A 22522-nucleotide genomic window follows, 5' to 3' on the forward strand; every position below is an offset into this window, starting at 1 on the left:
CTTTTATTTTGCTGAAGTGCAGGAAGCATTATGTTATTGGATATATCGTTTGTGTGTAGATGTGGAAAACAATGTGCGTCCACTGTTAATTGTCCTGAGCCGGATTTTGATGTTGAAAGAAATATCGACAGTGGCGTAAGTACTGAAGATTTTGTTTCTTGCGTCTCTTGCCGTCGAGAGTATCGCGTTTCTATAACTAACTTTCAGCAAGGTGTGTATTGCGAAATCGACGATGAGGCAGTGGAGGTTATCTTTGATGTTCCCTATTATGATAGGGACTACACGGATGAAGAGCTGGCTTGGATTATAACTTCCTCCGCTGATTCTCCTTTAGAGGTCTTTCGAAGTCAGCTTGCAAGTGTCGACGCAATTTTGGCATCTAGATTAAGAAACGATGCTCGATTTAGCCTGCATGTCATGGTTTATGCTCATATAGTTGCAGCTATCGAAGGATATCTGTCTTCTACTTTTATTCAGACTGTCACTAATAGCAAAGAGCTTATGAGGAAGTTAGTTGAGACTGATCCTGAGTTTTCTAATAGGTCTATCTCACTTTCCGATGTTTTCAAAGCTGCTGACTCGATAAAAGTCGACGTAGCTAGCTATTTGCAGGATTTAATATTCCATAAAATAGATAAAATAAAGCCGATGTATTTGTCTGTCTTGGAAATTGATTTTGGAGACGTGGCTTGGCTTTTTAGGGCGGTTAGGGTTCGGCATGATTGCGTGCATCGCGCCGGTTATAGGAAGGCTGGTGATAGAGTAGACGTTTCACATGAAGTGATTAATGGTCTAATGAATGACGCAGAAACCTTAGTTAATAAGATAGAGTTTAAAGTGCATGCTTTGAAGCGGCGGTTATACGAATATTGGGAAGCGCCATTCTGACATCTAGTATTGTCGTAATGCCTTCTTAGGGAGGCGTTTGTCAGGTGCTGGAGACGCATAGGAGCCAATGAAAGCGCCGGGAGGATAAGTGTGCACGACTAGGTGCCCTTGCCCCTCCCAGAAATTCTCCTGCACCTCAACGCACACACACCAAGCTGCCTGCTCTACTGCCTTTCCTGCCTCGATCACCTTGCCGCTCTCATCAATGATCGCAAGCCGCGCCGGGGCGCCGTCGCGGGTTTTCACGATGAAGCCGGTGCTCACGGTGGCCTGGATATAGCCGGCTTCCAGTGTGGGGTTGGGGAGCGACTCTTTCATCGAGCTATCTCCTGAGACGAGCAAGTACGAGCCCGATGAATACCCAGGGCCTTGGCCAGCATCCGAGCCTCGTGGCGGACGTCGTCGAGGGCATGGTGTTTGATGCCATGGAACACGACATCCCTCGCCTCTGGGTAGACGTCGAGGATGGTGCGGATGTCGCGCTCTTTGTAGTAGAGCCAGGGGGCGCTGATGCCGAGGGCGGCATAGGCGTTGCGCAAGATCATGCAATCGAAGCTGGGGTCGTTGCCCCATGCCAAGGGAGGCAGTAGTTCCTAGGGCAGCATGGTGAACCAGGTGGAAAAGTCGTTGAGGACATCGGCCAGCGGCTGCTGCTCGTGGCTACCGTTCACCTCCTTGCGGGCGAAGGCGTCTTGGTTCATCCACCATTCGACGGTGCTGGCATCCATAGCGCCGCCGGCGGAGATGCTGCTGGCGAGGCTGATGCGGGCATAGAACTCGCTATTGACCTCGCAGTCGACCAGCGCCACGGCGCCCAGGGTGACGATGGCGGTAGCGTGAATCCTTGGCTGGCGCAGTACCGCGCCGCGGTGCTTGTGGTCGCTGTCACCCTGCTGCTCGCCTGGCCTAGGTATTGGCTGGACGCTCAATGGCTGGCGCCTGGGTGCCCAGGTGTCGGTCGCTCATGCGCAGACAGAGCGAGAGCGTACAGCCCATCAGGCCGACTTGGCCGCCATCTCGAACGCCGTGGCGCCAGGTCTCCGTGGCGCTGACGCAGCAGCAGGCCGCCCAGCAGGCGCTAGTCGCCCTGGACAAGAAATCGACCGAGGAACTGAAGAATGCGAACGCTGAAAATGAACGCCTGAGGGCTCGCCTTGCTGCTGGTGGCCGGGTGCGGGTCACGGACTCCTGTCCAGCCGCCAGCGTGGGTGATGCAGGAGCCGTCGAACTCTCTGCAGAAGCTGGACGCAACGTTCTCGATATCCGAGCCGGTATCATCGCCGACCAAGCTGCTTTGAGGGCGCTGCAGCAATACGTGCGGGAGGTATGCAATAGCCCTTGAAATGCAGATATTAATTTAGAAGTGACGTTGATGCTGAAGCGAAATTATCAGGATAATTTTTGTCCTGGGAATATGCGAGGGAAGTCGGAATGCATGTCTGCAGGTGTGTCTTTATTGTATATCCAAAGGTGAATAATGGAATATATTTTACCTAGTGAGATATGCTCGCAGCTGTGCATGAGAGCTAGCAGATCAAGGCTTTTATGTGCTTCGATGCCAAATGAAGCGGCCAGCTCGAGCATATCTCTATCATCGGTTACTACTGGGATTTTCAGTACGTAACTATGGGCAAGATAATTGGCATCAACCTTTGATGGGCCTGGTAAATCTGTTTCGACATAATCCCAAATAAAGTCAAATGCTTGTTGAATATCTTTTCTTTCTTTTCGAGATAGAGAAACAGTTCGCTGTCGCTCGATTATATGCTCATTTTCAAGTGACCAGGCAAATTTGTTTCGCAGCCTATGACTTGCAAGGATCTCTTCGCCAAGCTGGGCTAGAGCATAAAGACAGTAGCAGGCGGAACCAAATTCAACGCATAAAAAGGGGCGTATTTCGCGAGCTAAACGCAGGTAGCTGTTTGTGTCTATCAGAATCTTTGACTGAGGCATTAAACAAGCTCTGAATGAATACTTCGGGCATCCAGCGTTGGGACATCCATAAGAGTTTGAATAAAGCCAGGGCCTTTTTCAGATACCTTTAGATAGTCTTTTAAGGTATTAAAAAAAGGTGTTTTGAAATTATCATTCACCGCAGATATGTACGAATCGGCCTCTGGGTGGTCTTCATCTCCGAGCAGCATCTTGCTAATCAGCGGGAGTTCTTTATTTACGTTTGCTGCGGCTGCATGAATAGAGAGGTCTAATTTTGTTCTGCCTACATGCAGTGCATAAGCGTTGAGCTGGCAGTGAACCGAATAAGGTGCAATAGCGAACTCGAGTGCCGTTCTTCTAATTTCATTTATCTGGGCGCCGATGCTGCTTTTTTGGATGACTCGCTCATACGTAGATTCTGAAAGTTCATGTGGAAATAAGAGCGCTCCAGCAAAGGCATCCGCAAAGTCCTCTGCTTCTTCACCTCTAAGATCAGGTGCAAGACAGTGTCCCAGTTCATGAGACATCCAAAAGTTAAAATCTAGCGCGTTCGTATCTAAATTCAAATAAACCCAAGTAGTGCGGGAGTCCGGCAGGAAAATGTGGGTAGCATTCTCATGCCTGTTTTTTGATCCCCAGAGTACCGGAATTAAAACCGCTTGGAGAGTCTTAAAATACTCGATCAAATGGTAATATTCAATTCGATCGTTTTTTCCTATACCAATATCGCTGCGTACCTTCAGTGATACTTCTTGAAGGTACGAGTAGTCGCTATTAGGATTTTTCAAAACCGGGGGAGATACGATCTTATCAAATGGAAGATAATCAACAAGATTTCTTAGCATTCGACCCATTGTCTGGGCACGTGCATAATGTGCGTCCGTAGTTTTCGAAGCACGAGCCTTTCGGAATGCCACTACAGGAGCATGAACTTCGCTTTTTTCAACGAGCTCCCCAAATCCAAGATCTAATATCGTCGCCAGCCGCAGCAATTTATCTGGCTTTGGAAATGATTCGTCTTTAAACCATTTCGAAACTGCTTCTCTAGATACGTCAAGACGAGTGGAAAGGGTGGACTGGTTAAGACCTAACCGATCCATCGCTTCATGGATTTTGTCTTTACGAAGAATTTTTTGCATACCGCATGATGCTCCGTCTGTCAACTTTTGTCAACCGGCCTAAGGTGGAACAACATGTGAAAGCCAGGCTAGGTGGTCTTAAGTCGGTATACATCAGTAGTTTTTAGGGGCGCCGAGGCTGACGAAACCGACCTTGGGGGCGGACGCTTGGATGGACATGGGCTAACCTCGGCGTGCGCTCAATAGGTGCCTTGATCAAAAAACGCGCGATTCTAGCCATCTATCCCCTGCTTGGAAGAGGAAAGGACAGCGCATCGATAGCGCAGAGCTTTTTGCCGACAGAAGAGTCTATGTTGCGGAAGGCGCTGCGCTGAGGGGTTGTTTCCCCTGCTGTGCCGGTCTTTCGACTTGATCCCAGCGCCGCTTCGGCGCAGGATGCGCCGATTTTTCGACTCTAGGAGCGTTGCATGAGCCGTCCGGAACACGATAGGGAGCAGGGGGGTAAAGCCCCGTCGGCACTGGGGATGATCGTTCTCGCCACCGGTGTGGTGTATGGCGATATCGGAACCAGTCCTCTCTATACGCTCAAGGAGGTCTTTTCACCGCACTATGGTCTGCCGCTGAACCACGACAGCGTGCTAGGCATTCTTTCGCTGATCTTCTGGTCGCTGATCTGGGTGGTGACCCTCAAGTACATCACCTTCGTCATGCGCGCCGACAACCAGGGTGAGGGCGGGATCATGGCCCTCACCGCCTTGGCCCGCCGCGCGGCTCAAGGCTCGCCGCGCTTGGCCACCACCCTGGTGCTGCTCGGCCTGTTCGGCGCCGCACTCTTCTATGGCGACAGCATGATCACCCCGGCGGTGTCGGTGCTCTCGGCGGTGGAAGGCCTCGAACTGGCATTCGATGGCCTGGACGCCTGGGTCGTGCCCATCGCCCTGATCATCCTGGTCGGCATCTTCGCCATCCAGAAGCGCGGTACCGCGACCATCGGTAAGTTCTTCGGCCCGGTGATGGTGCTCTGGTTCACCTCGCTCGGTGCCCTAGGCGTCTATGGCATCGTCCAGCAGCCCGAAGTGTTGAAGGCCTTCAATCCCTACTGGGCGGTAGAGTTCTTTGTCGCCAATCCGGTGAAGGGCTTCATCGTCCTGGGCGCGGCCGTGCTGGCGCTGACCGGTGCCGAAGCGCTCTATGCCGACATGGGTCACTTCGGGCGCAAGCCCATCGCCCGCGCCTGGTTGCTGCTGGTGCTGCCGGGGCTGGTACTCAACTACTACGGTCAGGGCGCGCTGCTGCTCGCCGATCCCGCCGCGGTGCGCAATCCCTTCTACCTGCTGGCGCCGGAATGGTTGCTGCTGCCGATGATCGGTCTGGCGACCCTGGCGACCGTCATCGCCTCCCAGGCGGTGATCACCGGCGCCTTCTCCATGACTCGCCAGGCCATCCAGCTGGGCTATATCCCGCGCATGCAGATCCAGCACACCTCCAGCCAGGAGCAGGGGCAGATCTATATTCCGCTGATGAACTGGACGCTGATGCTGGGCGTGATCTTCCTGATCCTCACCTTCCAATCCTCCGCCAACCTGGCCGAAGCCTACGGCGTCGCCGTGACCGGTACCATGTTGATCACCAGTTGCCTGGTGTCGGCGGTGATCCTGCTGCTGTGGAAGTGGCCGCGTTGGGCCATGGTCCCGCTGCTGATCGGCTTCCTGCTGGTGGACATCCTGTATTTTTCCGCCAACGCACCCAAGATCTTCTCCGGCGGCTCCTTCCCGGTGATCGCCGGTATCATCATCTTCATCCTGCTGACCACCTGGAAGCGCGGTCGCCAACTGGTGGTCGACCGCCTGGACGACGGCGCGCTGCCGCTGCCCATCTTCATCAGCAGCATCCGCGCTCAGCCGCCGTTCCGGGCCAAGGGCACCGCGGTATTCCTCACCGCCCGGACCGACGTGGTACCCCACGCCATGCTGCATAACCTGCTGCACAACCAGGTGCTGCATGAGCAGGTGGTGCTGTTGACGGTGCGCTACGAGGATCGGCCGCGGGTATCGCGGGGGGAGCGCATGGAGGTCGAGGACTTCGGCGACGGCTTCTTCCGGGTGGTGCTGCACTATGGCTTCATGGATGAGCCGGACATTCCCCTGGCGCTCAGCCATTGCCCCTATCCCGGCCTGGATTTCACCCCGATGCGCACCACCTATTTCCTCAGCCGGGAAACGGTGATCGCCTCCAAGCGGCTGGGCATGGCGCCTTGGCGGGAAAATCTCTTCGTGTTCCTGATGAAGAACGCCAACGGCAACCTGAGATTCTTCAAGCTGCCGGTGAACCGAGTGATCGAGCTGGGTACCCAGGTCGAGATCTGATTTGGCTAGTTCACTGCGGGTGGGGGGAGGGCGTCGGGATCGGTGATGAAGGGCATCTGCCAGCCGTCCAGGCGCAGACCGCGACCCTCCAGCTCGGCACGAACCGTGCCGATGTACCCCGCCAGTCGGAGCGGGTCACCGTAGTCCGCTTCGCTCAGTTGTTCCTCGGTATAGAGGGTCTTGCCTTGCGCATCGGCGATGCCCAGGGCCAGGTCGTGGCCATCGGCACCGGATGACACCACGCAGCCAAGGGGTTGAAAGGCATCCACCAGGATCTTGCTGGCGGCGTCGGCGGAAAGCGGTGTACTCATGGCGAAAGTCTCCGAGGCTGATGCAGCCATAGACCGCCAGGCACCGCTACGTTGTTCCGCCCGTCCGTCCGGGCCCGTAGGCCCGGACGGTGGACGCTATTGCGGCGTGCGGTCCTGGATGGCCTTGACCATGAAGTCGGCCAGCTTGTCGTAGTTCTCGTCGAAGTGGTGGCCACCCGGACGCTCCAGCTTCTCACCCGACATGCCGGGCTCGGTGCAGCCGCTGTCGTCTTTCTCTTCGGCGCCATAGACGCAGAATAGCTTCGCGGCGGGAATGAGCTTGGCTTCGGGCAGGGTGTCGGCCTCGTCGCCGGGCTTGCCCAACCAGCCTTCTACGGCGATCTCGAAGTTGCTCTTGCGACTGTAGGCCAGTAGCAGCAGGGTGGTGATCTGGTCCTGATCGGCCTTGGGCAGGCGGTTGTAGACCGCCGGCAGGATGTCGGCGCCGAAGGAGTAGCCGGCCAGCACGAAGTGCTTGGCGTGCCACTTCTCACGATACTCCTGCATCAGGTTGGCCAGGTCAGCCGCTACCTGTTCGGGGCTCTTGTGCTGCCAGAAGTAGCGCAGCGAGTCGACGCCCACCACCGGATAGCCGTCTTCGTTCATCGACTGCGCCGAGAGGCGGTCGATGTCGCGCCAGCCGCCGTCGCCGGAGTAGAAGATGGTCACGGTGTCCGGATGGCCGGGCTTGACGTCTGGATCGGCCGGCATCTCGATCACCGGTACGTCATTGTGCTCGCCCAGCAGGCGCGTCTTGAGCTGGTCGCGCAGGACCACCGGCAAGGCGGTGCCATAATCGGCGATGGTCAGGTCGGCGTTGGGCTGCTTGCGCACGAAGATCGCCGAGTCATCGGTGGGATGATCGTTCCAGGCGATGTGCCACTTGCCGTGCTCGGCCTTCTCGGGCAGCGGATCGGGGCAGTCGAGGTTGGCGATATCGAGGCCGACGCTGAGGGCTGCGGCCTTGTCGTTATCCTGGCTGGCCAGCCAGCGCCAGGCGCGCACGGCACCCGCGCCGATACCGCCGACGAAGGTGGGCGGCGCGCTGAGGTGCTTGGCGGCGTCGTCGAAATCGGCAGTCTGGGTCTTGCAGTCATGCTGCGGGACGATTTCGTACTGGACCACCTCGGCACCGGTATTGGTTGCCAAATTCAGCAGATCGGCATCCGACAGCTGCAGGTCGGGCGGGGTGGCCAACAGCACTCGAGCGTGGGGTTCACCCTTGGGTGCCGCCATGGTCAGCAGGCGGCCATCGGCCTGGCTGATGACCTTGATCACCGGTGCCGAGGGCCAGCGGTGAAACCACCACCAGGTAGCACCACCGGCGATCAGGATGATGAGGAGCAGTACCGCGAGTACGCGTTTCAGCATAAGGATCTCAACGTTTGACCAGGCCGGTATAGCCACCGGCGATGAGGGCAGCAGTGTCAGCGAAAGCGACGAGAGGGTCTAGCCCCGCGGGAACCGCCATGTAGCGCGGCTCCCACTCGGGATCGAACTTGTCCTTGAAGCGGCGCAGGCCCTGGAAGTTATAGAACTGTTCGCCGCGGCGGAACACCATGGCGCCCAGGCGCTGGGTGATGGGCGCGCCCCGACGGGGATGCAATCCCGCCAGCGGCACCATGCCCAGGGAGAAACGCGCGAAGCCGGCCGCCTTGAAGTGCAGGATCAGGCCAAGCATGAGGAATTCCATGGTCTGCTTGGGCGCATCGGCGGTAACCCGCATCAAATCGATGCTGGCCAGATCGGTGCGCTCGGTTTCCAGCAGATTGGCGAAGGCTACTGCCTTGCCCTGGAAGCGGACCACGGCGATCCGGAAGTGACTGAGATAGGCCCGATCGAAGCGGCCCAGGGAAAAGCCCTTCTCGCGTACCTGCTTGCTTTCCAGCCAGACGTCGGAGATGGCCTTGAGTTCGTCCAGCGGCGCCTCGCCGGGCGCATGGAACTCGATGGCGAGGCCATCACGCTGACCGCGGTTCCAGGTGTAGCGCAGATCCTTCTTGCCTTTGCTGTCGAGATCGAAGGTGTGGAGGTCGACCCGCGCCTCTTCACCGAGCTTGAGCGCCGTGAGACCGATGTCCATGTAGAACGGCAGGTTTTCGGCGCGTACCTGATAGAACACCGGGCGAGCGTGGTGCAGATCGCAGAGGTCGCGAAACTTCCAGATGAGCTCGGCGCGTGGCTGCGAGCGGCCGATGGGATCGAACAGGGCGATCAGGCTGCGTCCCCGGCGTCCATACATCAGGAAGGCGGCATCGGTGTCATGGAAGAGCAGGGCCTTGTCACCGGTCATGACCAGGCCGCCATCCGGCTGACTGGATTTGCGCACGATGCTGAAGGCACGCTCCAGATCTTCGCTATTCGGTGCCTCGATGGCGGGCGGCGCAGCGCGCAGCAGCCAACCCAGGGCGATGATCAAGAGCAGTACCGAACTGCCCAGGGCCGCGCGCAGACCGCGCGGGGCATCGGCGTCGAGTGCGAATTGCCACCAGAGGCGGGTCTCGTAGGGAACGTCCTGGTAGGCGAACAGCAGCAACCAGACCGAGGCGGCGACCACGCAGATGCTGGCGGTCACGTACAGCGGCGAGAATGGCTGCTCCATCAGCCGGCTGCGGCGATAGAAGGACTTGCGGAAGATGGCAAGCAGCGCGGCCGTCAGTGCCAGGATGGAGGCTTCCTCCCAGTCGAAACCTTTCAACAGGGAAAGCAGGCAGCCCAGCAGCAGCAAGACCAAGGTCACCGCCCAAGCCGCGGACAGGCGCCGACGCAGTCCTTGCGCCAGCAATAGACAGACGACGCCGATCAGGCTCGCGCCCAGGTGGGAGGCGTCGATCAAGCGCTGGGGAAGCAGGAAGTCCATGCCCTCCAGGCGGGTGTCTATTTCAGGAGTGACCCCAGAAAAAAGCAAAACCACCCCAGAAAAAAAAACCAGGATGGCCAGGATGGGCGCCGCCAGACCCGAAGCCACGCGCACGGCCGGGCTGTTCGACAGCAGGCGGCGGCCTTCGCTGAACAGCAGTACCAGACAGGCGAGCACGAAGGGCAGCAGCACATAGAACAGCCGATAGACCACCAGCGCCGCGGCGAGCTGGGCAGCGCCCAGTTCGTTGGCGAAGGCCGCCAGCAAGACCGCCTCGAAGACGCCCACGCCACCTGGAACATGGCTGAGCACACCGGCGGCCAGGGCCAGCAGGTAAACCAGCAGGAAGGCGCCGAAGGGTGGGGCCGTGGGCAGCAGCAGATAGAGCACCATCGAGGCCGCGATGACGTCGAGGATGGTAATCACCAGCTGCAGGGCGGACAGGCGTAGCGTCGGTAGCCGCAGGACCCGCTTGCCGATGCGGAAGTGCAGGGCATGGGCACAGGGTTGTTCGGCCACCCGCCAGCGGCGTAGCGCCAGGATGCCGATGGCGTAGCCGACCAGGATCAAGCCGGCCACGGTGACGATCACACTTTCCGGGACGCGCAACGCCTGGGTCGCGGCTTCCAGGTTGGTCAGGGCTGCGATGGCCGCCAGGGGGGGCAGCGCGGTTCCCAGCGCCAGGCTGGAAAAGACCGTCATCTGCGCCACTTCCAGCGCGCTGAGACCCTGCCGGGCATAGAGGCGATAACGCACCGACCCGCCGGAGAGCATCGATAGGCCGACCGCATTGCCGATGGCGAAGGCGGTGAAACCACCAAAGGTCCAGGTCTTGGCCGGGAGTTTGATATCGGCGAAGCGCATCGCCGACCACTCGTAGCCCAGCAGGATGGTAAAGCCGGCTGCCGCCGCTAGCAGGGCGCCGAGCAGGGAGGAGTGCGGGATGTCGCGCAGGGCATCATGCAGGGCCTCGCCGTCGATGCTGCTCAGCAAATGCCAGCATACCAGCAGGGCGGCTGCGAACAGCACCAGCGTAACGCCCAGTTCGATGGGCTGCCGGTAGGCCGTCAGCTTTTCCAGAAGACGCCAGGGCAGCGCGGGAGGCGGCGAAACGTGGTGCTCGGAATGGGCTACCGGCTTCGAGGAGACCTCTTCGGCTGGATCAGGTGCAGTCATGCAAACTCCTCTTAACAGGAAACGCGCGTCAGATTACTGGTCGCGCGCGGTTTGCCAAGCCTTGTACAGATAAAAAAGCTCTATACCAATCTTTGTAGCAGTTCGCGCTACAGAGTTCGCACCGCTCGAAGCTCGCCATCAGGCCAAATTTCGAGCAAAAAAAAACCACTCAAGAGAGTGGTTTTTTCGAATTTGGTTGCGGGAGCTGGATTTGAACCAACGACCTTCGGGTTATGAGCCCGACGAGCTACCAGACTGCTCCATCCCGCGTCCGATGGGGCTCAGTATAGGGCCAAGAAAAAATTCGTCAAGAAAAATTTAATATTCATCAATGAGTTATTTGGACGCGCCGGGTAGGTGTCACTTGTCGGCATCGCTTTTTTGCATCTGGACCGAGGCTTTTTCACCACTGGAACGGTTCTGCTGATCCGACTGATCACGATCGAAGCAGCCGCCGAGGGCCAGGGTGGCGAGCAGGGCACAGGAAAGGAGTAGAGGGCGTTTCATGAGAGGTCTCCCAGTTGTACGTCCTCAGTCGACCTGCCTGTCCTGGAAAGAGTCCGGAAATTCGATGAGTGCCCGGCAAATGCAATGAGAACGTGATTGCAAAACGCCACGAGGTCAGTGGGGAGGGTAATGGCCATATGCTATCCTCGGCGCCTGTTATGGAGGACACCATGAACCCTTCCCAGGACCCGAACTGTCTGGATCAGCGCATCATGCGCGTAATGGAGCAGGACGTACCTGCACTCGTCGTGCAGCTGTGCAACCTGTCATTGGCACTGGCCGGCAGCAGCGCCACTGGCGCTGGCGAAATGGCACTTCAGGTCGTAGAGAAAGTCGAAAGACTGGTCGATGACATGCAAACGCTCCGTGCCTGTGCACAGGAGCTGCTGGACGCCCCGTCCCGCCATGTCCGCCCCGGCCATTTCGAAGAGCGGATCGTCGCGGTCAATGACGAAGAGGTACCGTTCGACGACGGGCAGCGTGACCGAGCCGTTTGACCAGGAAAGTCCGGAGTGGCCACCATGAATCTCTTGCTGGAAACCTTACTCGATCATCTGCGCAGTCTCGGCCGTATCGAATTCTTCGAGCGCAGTGAGCATTTCGCGCGTCTGATGGTCACGACTCCGGATGGCGTCATCGCCGAACGTGACCTCTATTACGATCAGTTGCACCATGCCCATGACCTCAAGGCCTTGGTGGATGAGTTACGCGAAGAAGTCGTCCACCGGCAGCGCCAGCTACAGGACATCGGCTGATCGCCAGTTCGTCGTCCATCATGGACAAAGTCCTCGTGTCTTGGCTTACTGTACGGATATTCAGCTGCAGTGCCCGGCTCGGCATCCTTTCCCATGGCCCCGGACGATTCTCTCGAGTCTGTTTCTCCCAAGCGCCAGCGCAAGATCATCCATGTCGATTGCGACTGTTTCTATGCGTCCATCGAGATGCGCGACGATCCGCGCCTGGGCGGCAAACCGCTGGCCGTAGGCGGTACGCCCGATCGGCGCGGCGTGGTGGCGACCTGTAATTACGAGGCCCGCGCCTTTGGCGTGCGCTCGGCGATGTCGTCCCACCAGGCGCAGAAGCTCTGTCCGGACCTGGTGTTCGTCAAGCCACGCTTCGACGTCTACAAGGAGGTCTCGCGGCAGATCCATGGGATCTTCCAGGACTACACCGACCTGATCGAGCCGCTGTCGCTGGACGAGGCCTACCTGGATGTCACCAATTGCGACCTGTTCAACGGCAGCGCCACCCTCATCGCCCGCGACATCCGGCGGCGGGTCTGGGAAGAGCTGAACATCACGGTGTCCGCCGGGGTGGCGCCCAACAAGTTTCTCGCCAAGATCGCCAGCGACTGGAAAAAGCCCAATGGGCTGTTCGTCATCGCGCCCCAGGAAGTGGCCGACTTCGTCGCGGTGCTGCCGGTGGCCAAGCTGCACGGAGTGGGCAAGGTCACGGCGGATAAGCTCAAGCGCCGCGGGATCGTTCTGTGCAGCGATCTGCAGAGCTGGTCGCGCTTCGACCTGCTGCGCGAATTCGGCAGCTTCGGCGAGCGTCTCTGGTCCCTGGCGCATGGCATCGACGAACGCCAGGTAAAGGTGGATAGCCAACGACAGTCGGCCAGCGTGGAGCGCACCTATGACCGCGACCTGCCCGATGCGGCGGCCTGTGTGCAGGAATTGCCCGAGCTATTGGCGAAGCTCGAAGAGCGGCTGACGCGGCTGGCCGACCGTTATCGTCCGGAGCGCCCTTTCATCAAGGTCAAGTTCCACGACTTCACCCAGACGACCCTGGAACAGCAGGGCGCCGGGCGTGATCTCGACAGCTATCGGCGGCTGTTGGAGCAGGCGTACCGTCGAGGTAATCGGCCGGTACGGCTGCTCGGTGTGGGCGTGCGGCTCATCGATCTGCGCGAGGCCGCTCTCCAGCTCAGGCTGTTCGAAGACTGACGCCGTTCACAGTGGGCTCTTCGCCTGAGAGGAGAGGTTGACGATGGCCGCATCCAGTTCGTCCAGTGCCGGGCTGGAGGTAGGGGCACCCTGTTTGAGCAGGGTCTCGCTGTGCTGGCAGGCCGCGCGCAACTGCGGCACGCCGCAATAGCGGGTGGCGCCATGCAGGCGGTGGACGCGCTCGATCAGGGCGATGCGGTCGCCGTCCTCGCGGGCCTGGCGAATGGCCTGGCGATCCGCCGCCAGGGAGGCGAGCAGCATGCTCAGGAGATCCTTGGCCAGGTCCGGCTTGTTGGCCGCCAGGCGCAGCCCCTCGTCCATGTCCATCACTGGCAGCAGGGAGATGTCCTGACCGCCACTGTTGAGGCTGGTGACCTCGGGCGCCGAACTGTGCAGTAGACGCAGGCCGGTCCATTTGAGGATGACCTGGGCCAACTGCCGGTCACTGATGGGCTTGGTGAGATAGTCGTCCATGCCGCTCTGCAGCAGGGCGCGCTTTTCATTGGCCATGGCGTGGGCGGTGAGGGCGACGATGGGCACCGGGGTACCGCCTTCGCTGGCCTCCCAGTCACGGATGGCCTCGGTGGCCTGGCGACCGTCCATGCCGGGCATCTGCACATCCATGAACACCAGGTCGAAGCGTTCCTGTTGAACGGCCTCGACCGCGGCATAGCCGCTTTCCACGGCCATGACCTGGGCGCCGAGATCGGTCAGCAGGGTTTCCACCAGCAGCAGGTTGGCCGGATTGTCGTCCACGCAGAGCAGGCGGGGCGGGCGATCGGTGATGCCCAGGCCGCCACTCTCGTTGCGTTGCGGACGCTGATTGAGCAATTCCGCCACGGCCTGCTCCAGCTTGCGGCTGCAGGCCGGCTTGGAGTGCAGCTGGCAGTGCACATCGGGAAGCGAGGCGTGGAACACCGCCTGGTCGGTGGTCGGGCAGTAGACCAGGGTGTTGCAGTCTTGCCGGCCCAGCTCCCAGATACGCTCGGTGAGCAGGTCCGGCGGAATGCTGCGGGCATTGACGCCAAGCACCGCCAGGCTGATCGGCAGCTTGCCGGTGGCCGGGTGGGCGACCGCCTCGCTCAGTTGCTCGAGGGTGTCGAACAGTTCGACGCTCAGGCCGCATTCCTCGAGCTGGTGCTGCAACGCCTGACGGGTAAGGGGGTGCGGCTCCATCAAGCCGACGCGGCGGCCAGCCAGGGCGATGCGTTTGTGGCTCTCGACGCTACCATGGGCCTTGGGCAGATTGAGGGTGATCCAGAACTCCGAGCCCTCGCCGGGAATGCTTTCCAGGCCGATCTCGCCGCCCATCTGCTCGATCAGCCGCTTGGAGATCACCAACCCGAGGCCGGTACCGCCCGCCTGGCGAGTCAGGGAGTTGTCGGCCTGGGAGAAGGCTTGGAACAGCATCTGCCGATCTTCTTCGGTCAGGCCGACGCCGGTGTCCTGCACGCTGATGCGCAGTTGGGCATGATCGTCGGTCTCTTCCTCGACCATGGCGCGCACGGCGATGGTGCCGGAATGGGTGAACTTGATGGCGTTGCTCACCAGGTTGGTGAGCACCTGGCGCAGGCGCTGGGGATCGCCGACCAGATGGGTCGGGGTATCGCGATAGACCAGGCAGACCAGTTCCAGGTGCTTCTCGTGGGCGGAGGGCGCCAGGATGGTCAGGGTGTCCTGGATCATGTCGCGCAGATTGAACGGCAGATTCTCCAGCACCAGCTTGCCGGCTTCGATCTTCGAGAAGTCGAGGATCTCGTTGATGATGCCCAGCAGGCTTTCCGCCGAATTCTGGATGGTGCTCAGGTAGTCTTGCTGGCGCGGGGTCAGCTCGCTCTTCTGCATCAGGTTGGTGAAACCTATGATGCCGTTGAGCGGGGTGCGGATCTCGTGGCTCATGTTGGCCAGGAATTCCGATTTGATGCGGCTGGCTTCCAGGGCGGCCTTGCGCGCCAGGTCCAGTTCGATGTTCTGGATTTCGATGGTTTCCAGATTCTGGCGCACGTCTTCGGTGGCCTGGTCGATGTTGTTCTGCATCTCGAACTGGGCGTTTTCCATGGACTCGGCCATGCGATTGATGCCGGTCGCCAGTTCGTCGAATTCGGGGCTGCCGAGCTGCACGGGCAGGCGCGTTTCCAGGCGGCCCTCCTGCAACTGACCGACGCCCTGGGCAATGACCTGCAGCGGGCGGTTGATCCGGCGTCCCATGCGCACCGCGACGAAGGCGGTGAAGGCCAGGCCCAGCAGGATCAGTAGCAGCCCGGCGACCAGGTTGCGATAACCGCGCAGCAGGGTGGCGTGGTGGGAGAGTTCGAGCTGGATCCAGCCCAGGGTCTGAGGGCTGGTGGCGCTGCCATCGCTGCGGGTCAGGCGCAGGTCATGGGTCTGCACCGGCAGGTTGAAGTGGGTGATGTCCAGCCCGGATCTCATGCTGATGGTCTGGAAGTCACGGCCACTCAGTTCGATGGTCATCGAGGGGCCGGCATGGGCGAGGACGTTGCCGTCGGCGTCGAGAAAACTGATGGCCCGGACATCGGCCTGGTCGAGCGCGCGCTGGGCGATGCGATTGAGCTGCTCGAGATCGTCGGCACGGATGGCCGGGGCGATGAGAGGCGCCATCTGCTGGGCCACGAGTTGGCCGTGCTCGATGAGCTGGCTACGCATGTCCGCCAATTGGACCCAGCTGAAATAGACCCCCAGCAAGGCTGCCATGCAGCAGGTCGGCAGGACACTCAGCAGCAGAATGCGCCCCTTGAGTCCGAGTTCGTCCAGCACGGCTCATCTCCCGAGCAAATTGGCAAGTCTAACCCCATTGCCGAATGTAAAGAGATTCTTTGCGAAAGGGGTCGCACCTCCCAGAGCGGTGATCCGGGAAAATTCGCGAACGATGCCACGGACCCGCTCCGGGGCGTACAACCATCGCTCCCGACGGCGGTCTGGTAGGGATTGCCGGTCGCTCCGGTGTGGTCTGTCGAGGAAAGCCTTTTGAAGAAGCGTTGCAGTCTGGTCCTGGTGGGTGCGCTGATGCTCGGCGCCGGTTGGGTGGCGCCGGCCCTGGCCCAGGAGTCCAAGAAGGGCACCCTGGTGGAGCGAGGGTCGATGTACTACAGCTTCGAGACCCATCTGCTTAGCTCAGCGGATGGCAAGCGGCGCTATCGGGTCTACATCGGTATCCCCAAGCAGCCGGCGCCGATGATGGGCTATCCCGCGCTCTTCCTGCTCGATGGCGATGCTGCCCTGGCGCAACTGCAGGACGTCTGGCTGTCGCCGCATAAACTGAAGAATCCTCCCGCGCTGGTGGCGATCGGCTACGCCGACGCGGCCGATGCCATGCAGGAACGCACCTATGACTTCACCCCGGCGATCGGTGGCGGACGCAATCGCGACGATGTCCGCAAGGACTGGCCGGCGGGCGGCTCCAGCGCCTTTCTCGACCTGATCGAGCAGCGTATCAAGCCATTGCTGACCCAGAGCGTGCCGGTGGACCCCAATCGCCAGACGCTCTGGGGGCATGGCTACGGCGGCCTGTTCGTGCTCGATACCCTCTACCGCCAACCCCAGGCCTTCCAGCGCTACGTGGCGAGCGACGTGGCCTATGGCTGGCAGCAGGGCCATATCCTCAAGCGCGCTGAGCAATTCCAGGGGGTGGGTGGTGCCCGGCCGGTGCAGCTCTGGCTGTTCTCCGGCAGCGAGGACCTGACGCGCAAGGTCGCACCCGATGCACCCAGGCGCTTGGCCGAACGCCTGGCGCGGCTGCCGGGCTTGCAGGTGACGCCCCAGGTAAGGCCCAACCTGGGCCCGGAGGCGATCCTCTCGATCAGTCTGCCCGTGGCGCTGGAGGTGGCCAGCGACGGGGTCGCCGCGCCCCGGTTGTAGCGGTGCGCCGGACGGGTGGGGTCGGCACGGGTTTGGGGGTATCATGGAAGGCTTTCACCCCTGGCGGAACGAGCTGATCCATGAGTCTGCACTATCCCACCATCGCCGATTGCATCGGTAACACGCCGCTGGTGCGCCTGCAGCGCCTGGCCGGCGACACCGGCAGTACCGTGCTGCTCAAGCTGGAAGGCAACAATCCGGCGGGTTCGGTGAAGGACCGGCCGGCGCTGTCGATGATCCGCCAGGCCGAAGCCCGTGGCGACATCCAGCCCGGTGACACCCTCATCGAGGCTACCTCCGGCAACACCGGGATCGCCCTGGCCATGGCCGCCGCCATCATGGGCTATCGCATGATCCTGATCATGCCCGACAACTCCAGCGCCGAGCGCAAGGCGGCCATGACCGCCTATGGCGCCGAACTCATCCTGGTCAGCAAGGAAGAGGGCATGGAAGGCGCGCGCGACCTGGCCACCCGCATGCAGGCCGAAGGCCGCGGTAAGGTGCTCGATCAGTTCGGCAATGGCGACAATCCGGTCGCCCATTACCTGGGGACCGGCCCGGAAATCTGGCGCCAGACCCACGGCAGCATCACCCATTTCGTCAGCTCCATGGGGACCACCGGGACCATCATGGGGACCTCGCGCTACCTCAAGGAGCAAAATCCCCAGGTGCAGATCGTTGGTCTGCAGCCGGCAGAGGGCGCCGCCATTCCCGGCATCCGGCGCTGGCCCGAGGCCTATCTGCCGAAGATCTACGAGGCCAGCCGCGTGGATCGCATCATCGACATGTCCCAGCAGGAGGCCGAGGACACCATGCGCCGCCTGGCGCGCGAAGAGGGCATCTTCTGCGGCGTATCGTCCGGCGGCTCGGTGGCCGGTGCGCTGCGCATCGCCCGGGAAGTCGAGAATGCGGTGATCGTGGCGATCATCTGTGACCGCGGCGATCGTTATCTGTCGACTGGCGTCTATGACCCGCGCTAAGCGAGGCGGGGGCCTGCGCTTCCAGCCCGCAGGAGGCACGCGTCCGGCCGCGGTACCGACCGGCAAGCGCCAGGTGCTGAATATCGAGCGGCTGTCCAACGATGGCCGTGGCATTGGTCACGAAGGCGGGCGGACCTGGTTCGTCACCGGCGCCCTGCCGGGCGAACGGATCGAGGCGCGGGTGCTCGGTGCCCGCAGCCAGGTGGTGGAGGCCCGTACTCTCAAGGTACTGGAGGCCAGCCCGTTGCGGCGCACACCGCCTTGCAGCGTGGCTGACCGCTGCGGCGGCTGTACGCTGCAGCACCTGCCCCATGCCGACCAGTTGACGCTCAAGCAGCAGGCTCTGGCGGAACAATTCCAGCGCCTGGCCGGTACCCAGCCCCTGGCTTGGGCTGAGCCTTTGGTCGGTCCCGAATTCGGCTATCGCCGGCGGGCCCGGGTCGCCGTGCGTTGGGATGAGCGCCAGGGCCGGCTGGACGTGGGCTTTCGCGCCGAGGCCAGTCAGGACATCGTCACGCCGGACGACTGCCTGGTGCTGGTCCCGGAGTTGCAGCCGCTGCTGCGCGCCTTGCCGGAGCTGCTGGCTGGCCTGGAGCGCCCCCAGGCCATCGGCCATGTGGAGTTGTTCCAGGGCACCGCGACCGCATTGCTGGTCCGTCATACCCAGGCCTTGTTGCCCGGCGATCAGGCGCGCCTGCGCGACTTCTGCGCGGCTGGACAGGTACAGCTTTGGTGGCAAGGTAAGGGCGAGCCAATGCCCGACCAGGCGGGTGTCAAGCTGGGGTATCAACTGGCGGACTGGGCGGTGACGCTCGCCTATCAGCCGGGCGATTTCGTCCAGGTCAATGCGCCCATCAACGCGGCCATGGTCGCCCAGGCCCTGGACTGGTTGGCGGCGGGAGCCGATGATCGGGTGCTCGATCTGTTCTGCGGTCTGGGCAACTTCTCCCTGCCGCTGGCGCGCCGAGCCGCTGCGGTGACCGGGATCGAAGGGGTGGCGGCGATGACATCACGGGCAATACAAAATGCACGTGACAACGGCATCGGCAACGCGCACTTTCTACAGGTGGACCTGTCGAACCCGCTGCCCACCGAGTTGGGCGCCCATTCGCTGGCCTTGCTGGATCCGCCGCGCGATGGTGCGCTGGAGGTCGTCCGGCAGCTCAAGGGACTGGGAGTGGGGCGCCTGGTCTATGTGTCCTGCAATCCGGCCACCCTGGCACGGGATGCGGGTGAACTGGTGCGGCAGGGCTATCGCATGACGCGGGCGGGGATTATCGACATGTTCCCCCAGACTGCCCATGTGGAAGCCATGGTGTTGTTCGAAGCGGGCGGGATGCCCGGCTAACGACGGCTCGCCAACGCTGCGAGCCAATCCGGCGAGAACGCTGCGCCGTGAGGAAGGGGTAGATGGTACAGGTCAGAGCGCATCAGCCAGTCAACGTCGATGGCAGCATCAACCTCCATGCCTGGCTGGATCACATCCAGAGCGTGGATCCTAATCTCGATCGCGAGGCCTTGCTGGACGCCTGCGGCTTCGCCCGCACGGCGGAAGAGAATTCCGGACAGATCGAGCACTCCTGGGCGGAGGGGACCTCCAGTTTCCATACTGGCCTGGAGATGGCGGAGATCCTCGCCGACCTCAAGCTGGACCAGGACAGCCTGATCGCCGCCATCGTCTATCGCGCGGTCCGTGAAGGCAAGGCCAGTCTCGAATCGGCCACCGAGCATTTCGGGCCGGTGGTGGCCAAGCTGATCGAAGGCGTGCTGCGCATGGCGGCGATCAGCGAAAGTCTCAATCCGCGCAAGTCCATGGTGCTGGGCAGCCAGACCCAGGTGGACAACCTGCGGCGGATGCTGGTGGCCATGGTCGATGACGTGCGCGTGGCCCTGATCAAGCTGGCCGAGCGGACCTGCGCCATCCGCGCGGTGAAGAACGCCACCGAAGAGCGTCGCAACCGGGTGGCCCGCGAGGTCGCCGACATCTATGCGCCCCTGGCTCATCGCCTGGGCATCGGCCATATCAAGTGGGAGCTGGAAGACCTGTCCTTCCGCTACCTGGAGCCCCAGCAGTACAAGCAGATCGCCACCTTGCTCCACGAGCGGCGGCTGGATCGCGAGCAGTACATTGCCGACGTCATGCAGCAGTTGCGTGACGAGCTCACCGCCACCGGTATCAAGTCCGACATCAGCGGCCGGGCCAAGCACATCTATTCCATCTGGCGGAAGATGCAGCGCAAGGGTCTGGAATTCAGCCAGATCTATGACGTGCGGGCCGTACGGGTGCTGGTGCCCGAGGTGCGCGACTGCTACACCGCGCTGGGCATCGTGCATACCCTGTGGCGGCACATTCCCCGCGAGTTCGACGACTATATCGCCAATCCCAAGGAGAACGGCTACCGGTCCCTGCACACGGCGGTGATCGGCCCGGAAGGCAAGGTGCTGGAGGTGCAGATCCGCACCCATGCCATGCATGAAGAGGCCGAGCTGGGCGTCTGCGCCCACTGGCGCTACAAGGGCACCGATGTCAAATCGGCGTCCAATCACTACGAAGAGAAGATTTCCTGGCTGCGCCAGGTGCTCGAGTGGCACGAGGAGCTAGGTGACATCGGCGGCCTGGCCGATCAGTTGCGCGTCGACATAGAGCCGGACCGGGTCTATGTCTTCACCCCCGATGGCCACGCCATCGACCTGCCCAAGGGGGCGACGCCGCTGGACTTCGCCTATCGAGTGCATACCGAGATCGGCCACAACTGCCGCGGGGCCAAGATCAACGGCCGCATCGTGCCGCTGAACTACCAACTACAGACCGGCGAGCAGGTGGAGATCATCACCGGCAAGCAGGGCTCGCCCAGCCGTGACTGGCTCAACCCCAACCTCGGTTATGTGAACACCTCGCGGGCGCGGGCCAAGATCGTCCACTGGTTCAAGTTCCAGGCGCGCGACCAGAACGTCGCCGCTGGCAAGGCCATGATCGAGCGGGAATTGTCGCGTCTGGCGCTGCCGCCGGTGGATTTCGATACCCTGGCCGAGAAGGTCAACTACAAGGGTTCCGAGGACATGCTCGCGGCCCTGGGGGCTGGCGATCTGCGGCTGGCCCACGTGATGCACGCGGCCCAGCAACTGGTGGAGCCGGACAAGGGCCAGGACACCCTCGATCTCATTCCGCGCAAGCCGACCAACAAGCCGGGCAAACGCGGCGATGTGCAGATCCAGGGGGTGGGCAATCTGCTGACCCAGATCGCCGGCTGCTGCCAGCCACTGCCGGGCGACCCCATCGTCGGCTACATCACCCTGGGGCGTGGCGTGACCATCCATCGGCAGGATTGCGCCAACGCCCTGCAGCTGGCCAGTCGCGAGCCGGAGCGGACCATCCAGGTGAGTTGGGGGCCGGTGCCGGTACAGACCTATCCGGTCGATATCCTCATCAAGGCCTTCGACCGTTCGGGCTTGTTGCGCGATGTCTCGCAGATCCTGCTCAACGAGCGGATCAACGTGCTGGCGGTGAACACCCGCAGCAATCGTGAGGACAACACCGCCAACATGCTGCTGACCATCGAGATTCCCGGTCTGGATGCCCTCGGGCGCCTGCTCGGGCGTATCTCGCAGCTGCCCAACATCATCGAAGCCCGGCGTAATCGCGCCGCTTGAGCGGCGTGATCGCGACCCCCACGAGGCGCCCTGGGCGCCTCGCTATTTTTCCGGCGACAGGATTCACCATGTACCAACTCGACGACCTGCTGCACCTCATGGCCCGGCTGCGCGATCCGCAGCATGGCTGCCCCTGGGATCTACAGCAGGACTACGCCAGCATCGTGCCCCATACCCTCGAAGAGGCCTACGAGGTCGCCGATGCCATTGCCAAGCGCGATTTCCCCCAGGTGCGCGATGAACTGGGCGACCTGTTGTTCCAGGTCGTCTACTACAGCCAATTGGGTCGTGAAGACGGTCACTTCGACTTCCCTCAGGTGGTGGACGGCATCACCCGCAAGCTGGTGCGCCGCCATCCCCATGTCTTCCCCGACGGCGACCTGCATGGGCCGCTGGACCTGCCCCGGCTGGACGAGGCGACCATCAAGCGCCGCTGGGAGGAGATCAAGGCCGAGGAGCGTGCGGAGAAAGCCACGGCGCCTGAGCAGCTGTCCTTGTTGGACGATGTGCCGGCCGCGCTGCCGGCGCTGAGTCGCGCGGCCAAGCTACAGAAGCGCGCGGCCAATGTCGGCTTCGACTGGGCCGATGCCACGCCGGTGGTGGCCAAGATCCAGGAAGAGCTGGATGAGGTCCGCGAGGCCATGGCCAACGGCCAGGCGGCACAGGTGGTGGAGGAGGTAGGTGACCTGCTGTTCGTGATGGTCAACCTGGCGCGCCACCTGCGCGTCGATGCCGAGGACGCCCTGCGCCAGGCCAATGCCAAGTTCGAGCGGCGCTTCCGCTATATCGAGGAAGCCCTGAAAGCCCAGGGGCGCACGCCCAAGGAGGCGAGCCTGGAAGAGATGGATGCCCTGTGGGATGCCGCCAAGGTGGCAGAGAAGGGCAGCGTTGGGCATTCGCTGCAGGGTCGCTGAACCCAGGCGTAGGTAGGCGCTGAGCGTAGCGAA

General features: G+C 61.4%; 19 protein-coding genes, 1 tRNA gene and 1 pseudogene. 11 read left to right on the forward strand and 10 right to left on the reverse strand.

The features are described 5' to 3' along the window. Nucleotides 1-30 precede the first annotated feature (30 nt). A complete protein-coding gene (locus FAZ11_RS00390) occupies nt 31-888 on the forward strand; it encodes a hypothetical protein (protein ID WP_137279317.1) in 858 nt (285 codons plus the stop codon). A 3-nt stretch (nt 889-891) separates the two neighbouring features. On the opposite strand, the gene FAZ11_RS00395 is transcribed toward FAZ11_RS00390, so the two are convergent. Then, nucleotides 892-1206 (reverse strand): hypothetical protein, encoded by a 315-nt coding sequence (locus FAZ11_RS00395; protein WP_193557158.1) that lies wholly within the window; start codon nt 1204-1206, stop codon nt 892-894. Further along, nucleotides 1203-1817: pseudogene (locus tag FAZ11_RS24900) on the reverse strand (3'-5' exonuclease). Before FAZ11_RS24900 ends, FAZ11_RS00395 begins: the two are co-directional and overlap by 4 nt. A gap of 113 nt (nt 1818-1930) precedes the next feature. On the opposite strand from FAZ11_RS24900, the gene FAZ11_RS00410 reads away from it, so the two are divergent. Beyond that, nucleotides 1931-2230, forward strand: a complete 300-nt coding sequence (locus FAZ11_RS00410) for a lysis system i-spanin subunit Rz (RefSeq protein ID WP_204957098.1) — start codon at nt 1931-1933, stop codon at nt 2228-2230. A 47-nt stretch (nt 2231-2277) separates the two neighbouring features. On the opposite strand, the gene FAZ11_RS00415 is transcribed toward FAZ11_RS00410, so the two are convergent. Continuing rightward, complete coding sequence (locus FAZ11_RS00415; protein ID WP_137279320.1) at nt 2278-2841, reverse strand: DNA-binding protein; 564 nt, start codon at nt 2839-2841, stop codon at nt 2278-2280. Next, nucleotides 2841-3962 carry a helix-turn-helix domain-containing protein gene (locus FAZ11_RS00420; RefSeq protein WP_137279321.1) on the reverse strand — a complete coding sequence of 374 codons (1122 nt, stop codon included), beginning with the start codon at nt 3960-3962 and terminating at the stop codon, nt 2841-2843. Before FAZ11_RS00420 ends, FAZ11_RS00415 begins: the two co-directional genes overlap by 1 nt. A gap of 464 nt (nt 3963-4426) precedes the next feature. Here FAZ11_RS00420 and FAZ11_RS00425 point away from each other — a divergent pair, with 464 nt between their 5' ends. Further along, entirely contained in the window at nt 4427-6268 is a 1842-nt protein-coding gene (locus tag FAZ11_RS00425) for a potassium transporter Kup (RefSeq protein WP_058761128.1), read from the forward strand. A gap of 5 nt (nt 6269-6273) precedes the next feature. On the opposite strand, the gene FAZ11_RS00430 is transcribed toward FAZ11_RS00425, so the two are convergent. From FAZ11_RS00430 to FAZ11_RS24735, 5 genes are all read right to left on the reverse strand, one after another. Next, nucleotides 6274-6579: a hypothetical protein gene (locus FAZ11_RS00430; RefSeq protein WP_058761127.1), complete on the reverse strand. Its 306-nt coding sequence runs from the start codon at nt 6577-6579 to the stop codon at nt 6274-6276. A 96-nt stretch (nt 6580-6675) separates the two neighbouring features. Next, a complete protein-coding gene (locus tag FAZ11_RS00435; RefSeq protein ID WP_058772667.1) occupies nt 6676-7950 on the reverse strand; it encodes a virulence factor family protein in 1275 nt (424 codons plus the stop codon). A 7-nt stretch (nt 7951-7957) separates the two neighbouring features. Next, the gene (gene mprF, locus FAZ11_RS00440) at nt 7958-10615 is read right to left on the reverse strand and encodes a bifunctional lysylphosphatidylglycerol flippase/synthetase MprF (RefSeq protein WP_058772668.1); all 2658 of its coding nucleotides are present in this window, start codon (nt 10613-10615) and stop codon (nt 7958-7960) included. Between the two features lie 193 nt (nt 10616-10808). Continuing rightward, nucleotides 10809-10885 (reverse strand) — tRNA-Met (locus tag FAZ11_RS00445). A gap of 90 nt (nt 10886-10975) precedes the next feature. After that, a complete protein-coding gene (locus FAZ11_RS24735; protein ID WP_167371442.1) occupies nt 10976-11122 on the reverse strand; it encodes a hypothetical protein in 147 nt (48 codons plus the stop codon). 170 nt (nt 11123-11292) lie between these two features. Between FAZ11_RS24735 and FAZ11_RS00450 the strand changes: the two genes are divergently transcribed. From FAZ11_RS00450 to dinB, 3 genes are all read left to right on the forward strand, one after another. Beyond that, nucleotides 11293-11619: a hypothetical protein gene (locus FAZ11_RS00450; RefSeq protein ID WP_058761330.1), complete on the forward strand. Its 327-nt coding sequence runs from the start codon at nt 11293-11295 to the stop codon at nt 11617-11619. A gap of 24 nt (nt 11620-11643) precedes the next feature. After that, nucleotides 11644-11877, forward strand: coding sequence for a hypothetical protein (locus FAZ11_RS00455; RefSeq protein ID WP_058761329.1), 234 nt, complete (start codon nt 11644-11646; stop codon nt 11875-11877). Nucleotides 11878-11970: 93 nt separating this feature from the next. After that, complete coding sequence (gene dinB, locus FAZ11_RS00460; RefSeq protein WP_058776993.1) at nt 11971-13068, forward strand: DNA polymerase IV; 1098 nt, start codon at nt 11971-11973, stop codon at nt 13066-13068. A 6-nt stretch (nt 13069-13074) separates the two neighbouring features. On the opposite strand, the gene FAZ11_RS00465 is transcribed toward dinB, so the two are convergent. Continuing rightward, complete coding sequence (locus FAZ11_RS00465) at nt 13075-15843, reverse strand: ATP-binding protein (protein WP_058761123.1); 2769 nt, start codon at nt 15841-15843, stop codon at nt 13075-13077. 210 nt (nt 15844-16053) lie between these two features. Between FAZ11_RS00465 and FAZ11_RS00470 the strand changes: the two genes are divergently transcribed. From FAZ11_RS00470 to mazG, 5 genes are all read left to right on the forward strand, one after another. Beyond that, nucleotides 16054-16944: an alpha/beta hydrolase gene (locus FAZ11_RS00470; RefSeq protein WP_193557159.1), complete on the forward strand. Its 891-nt coding sequence runs from the start codon at nt 16054-16056 to the stop codon at nt 16942-16944. Nucleotides 16945-17024: 80 nt separating this feature from the next. Next, nucleotides 17025-17924: a cysteine synthase CysM gene (gene cysM, locus FAZ11_RS00475; RefSeq protein ID WP_058761122.1), complete on the forward strand. Its 900-nt coding sequence runs from the start codon at nt 17025-17027 to the stop codon at nt 17922-17924. Continuing rightward, nucleotides 17911-19272, forward strand: a complete 1362-nt coding sequence (gene rlmD / locus FAZ11_RS00480) for a 23S rRNA (uracil(1939)-C(5))-methyltransferase RlmD (protein WP_137279322.1) — start codon at nt 17911-17913, stop codon at nt 19270-19272. Before cysM ends, rlmD begins: the two co-directional genes overlap by 14 nt. Before the next feature lie 62 nt (nt 19273-19334). Beyond that, entirely contained in the window at nt 19335-21575 is a 2241-nt protein-coding gene (gene relA / locus FAZ11_RS00485; protein ID WP_058772672.1) for a GTP diphosphokinase, read from the forward strand. Nucleotides 21576-21643: 68 nt separating this feature from the next. Beyond that, complete coding sequence (mazG, locus tag FAZ11_RS00490; protein ID WP_058785279.1) at nt 21644-22489, forward strand: nucleoside triphosphate pyrophosphohydrolase; 846 nt, start codon at nt 21644-21646, stop codon at nt 22487-22489. Nucleotides 22490-22522: the final 33 nt, after the last annotated feature.

The organism is Pseudomonas rhizoryzae (genome assembly GCF_005250615.1).
GTDB classification, from domain to species: Bacteria; Pseudomonadota; Gammaproteobacteria; order Pseudomonadales; family Pseudomonadaceae; genus Chryseomonas; species Chryseomonas rhizoryzae.

Bases quoted from the DNA above. Each gene is read 5' to 3' on its own strand.
- FAZ11_RS00390 (WP_137279317.1), top strand. From the start codon at position 31: ATGTTATTGGATATATCGTTTGTGTGTAGATGTGGAAAACAATGTGCG.
- FAZ11_RS00395 (WP_193557158.1), bottom strand. From the start codon at position 1,206: ATGAAAGAGTCGCTCCCCAACCCCACACTGGAAGCCGGCTATATCCAG.
- FAZ11_RS00415 (WP_137279320.1), bottom strand. From the start codon at position 2,841: ATGCCTCAGTCAAAGATTCTGATAGACACAAACAGCTACCTGCGTTTA.
- FAZ11_RS00420 (WP_137279321.1), bottom strand. From the start codon at position 3,962: ATGCAAAAAATTCTTCGTAAAGACAAAATCCATGAAGCGATGGATCGG.
- FAZ11_RS00425 (WP_058761128.1), top strand. From the start codon at position 4,427: ATGATCGTTCTCGCCACCGGTGTGGTGTATGGCGATATCGGAACCAGT.
- FAZ11_RS00430 (WP_058761127.1), bottom strand. From the start codon at position 6,579: ATGAGTACACCGCTTTCCGCCGACGCCGCCAGCAAGATCCTGGTGGAT.
- FAZ11_RS00435 (WP_058772667.1), bottom strand. From the start codon at position 7,950: ATGCTGAAACGCGTACTCGCGGTACTGCTCCTCATCATCCTGATCGCC.
- mprF (WP_058772668.1), bottom strand. From the start codon at position 10,615: ATGACTGCACCTGATCCAGCCGAAGAGGTCTCCTCGAAGCCGGTAGCC.
- FAZ11_RS24735 (WP_167371442.1), bottom strand. From the start codon at position 11,122: ATGAAACGCCCTCTACTCCTTTCCTGTGCCCTGCTCGCCACCCTGGCC.
- FAZ11_RS00450 (WP_058761330.1), top strand. From the start codon at position 11,293: ATGAACCCTTCCCAGGACCCGAACTGTCTGGATCAGCGCATCATGCGC.
- FAZ11_RS00455 (WP_058761329.1), top strand. From the start codon at position 11,644: ATGAATCTCTTGCTGGAAACCTTACTCGATCATCTGCGCAGTCTCGGC.
- dinB (WP_058776993.1), top strand. From the start codon at position 11,971: ATGGCCCCGGACGATTCTCTCGAGTCTGTTTCTCCCAAGCGCCAGCGC.
- cysM (WP_058761122.1), top strand. From the start codon at position 17,025: ATGAGTCTGCACTATCCCACCATCGCCGATTGCATCGGTAACACGCCG.
- rlmD (WP_137279322.1), top strand. From the start codon at position 17,911: ATGACCCGCGCTAAGCGAGGCGGGGGCCTGCGCTTCCAGCCCGCAGGA.
- relA (WP_058772672.1), top strand. From the start codon at position 19,335: ATGGTACAGGTCAGAGCGCATCAGCCAGTCAACGTCGATGGCAGCATC.
- mazG (WP_058785279.1), top strand. From the start codon at position 21,644: ATGTACCAACTCGACGACCTGCTGCACCTCATGGCCCGGCTGCGCGAT.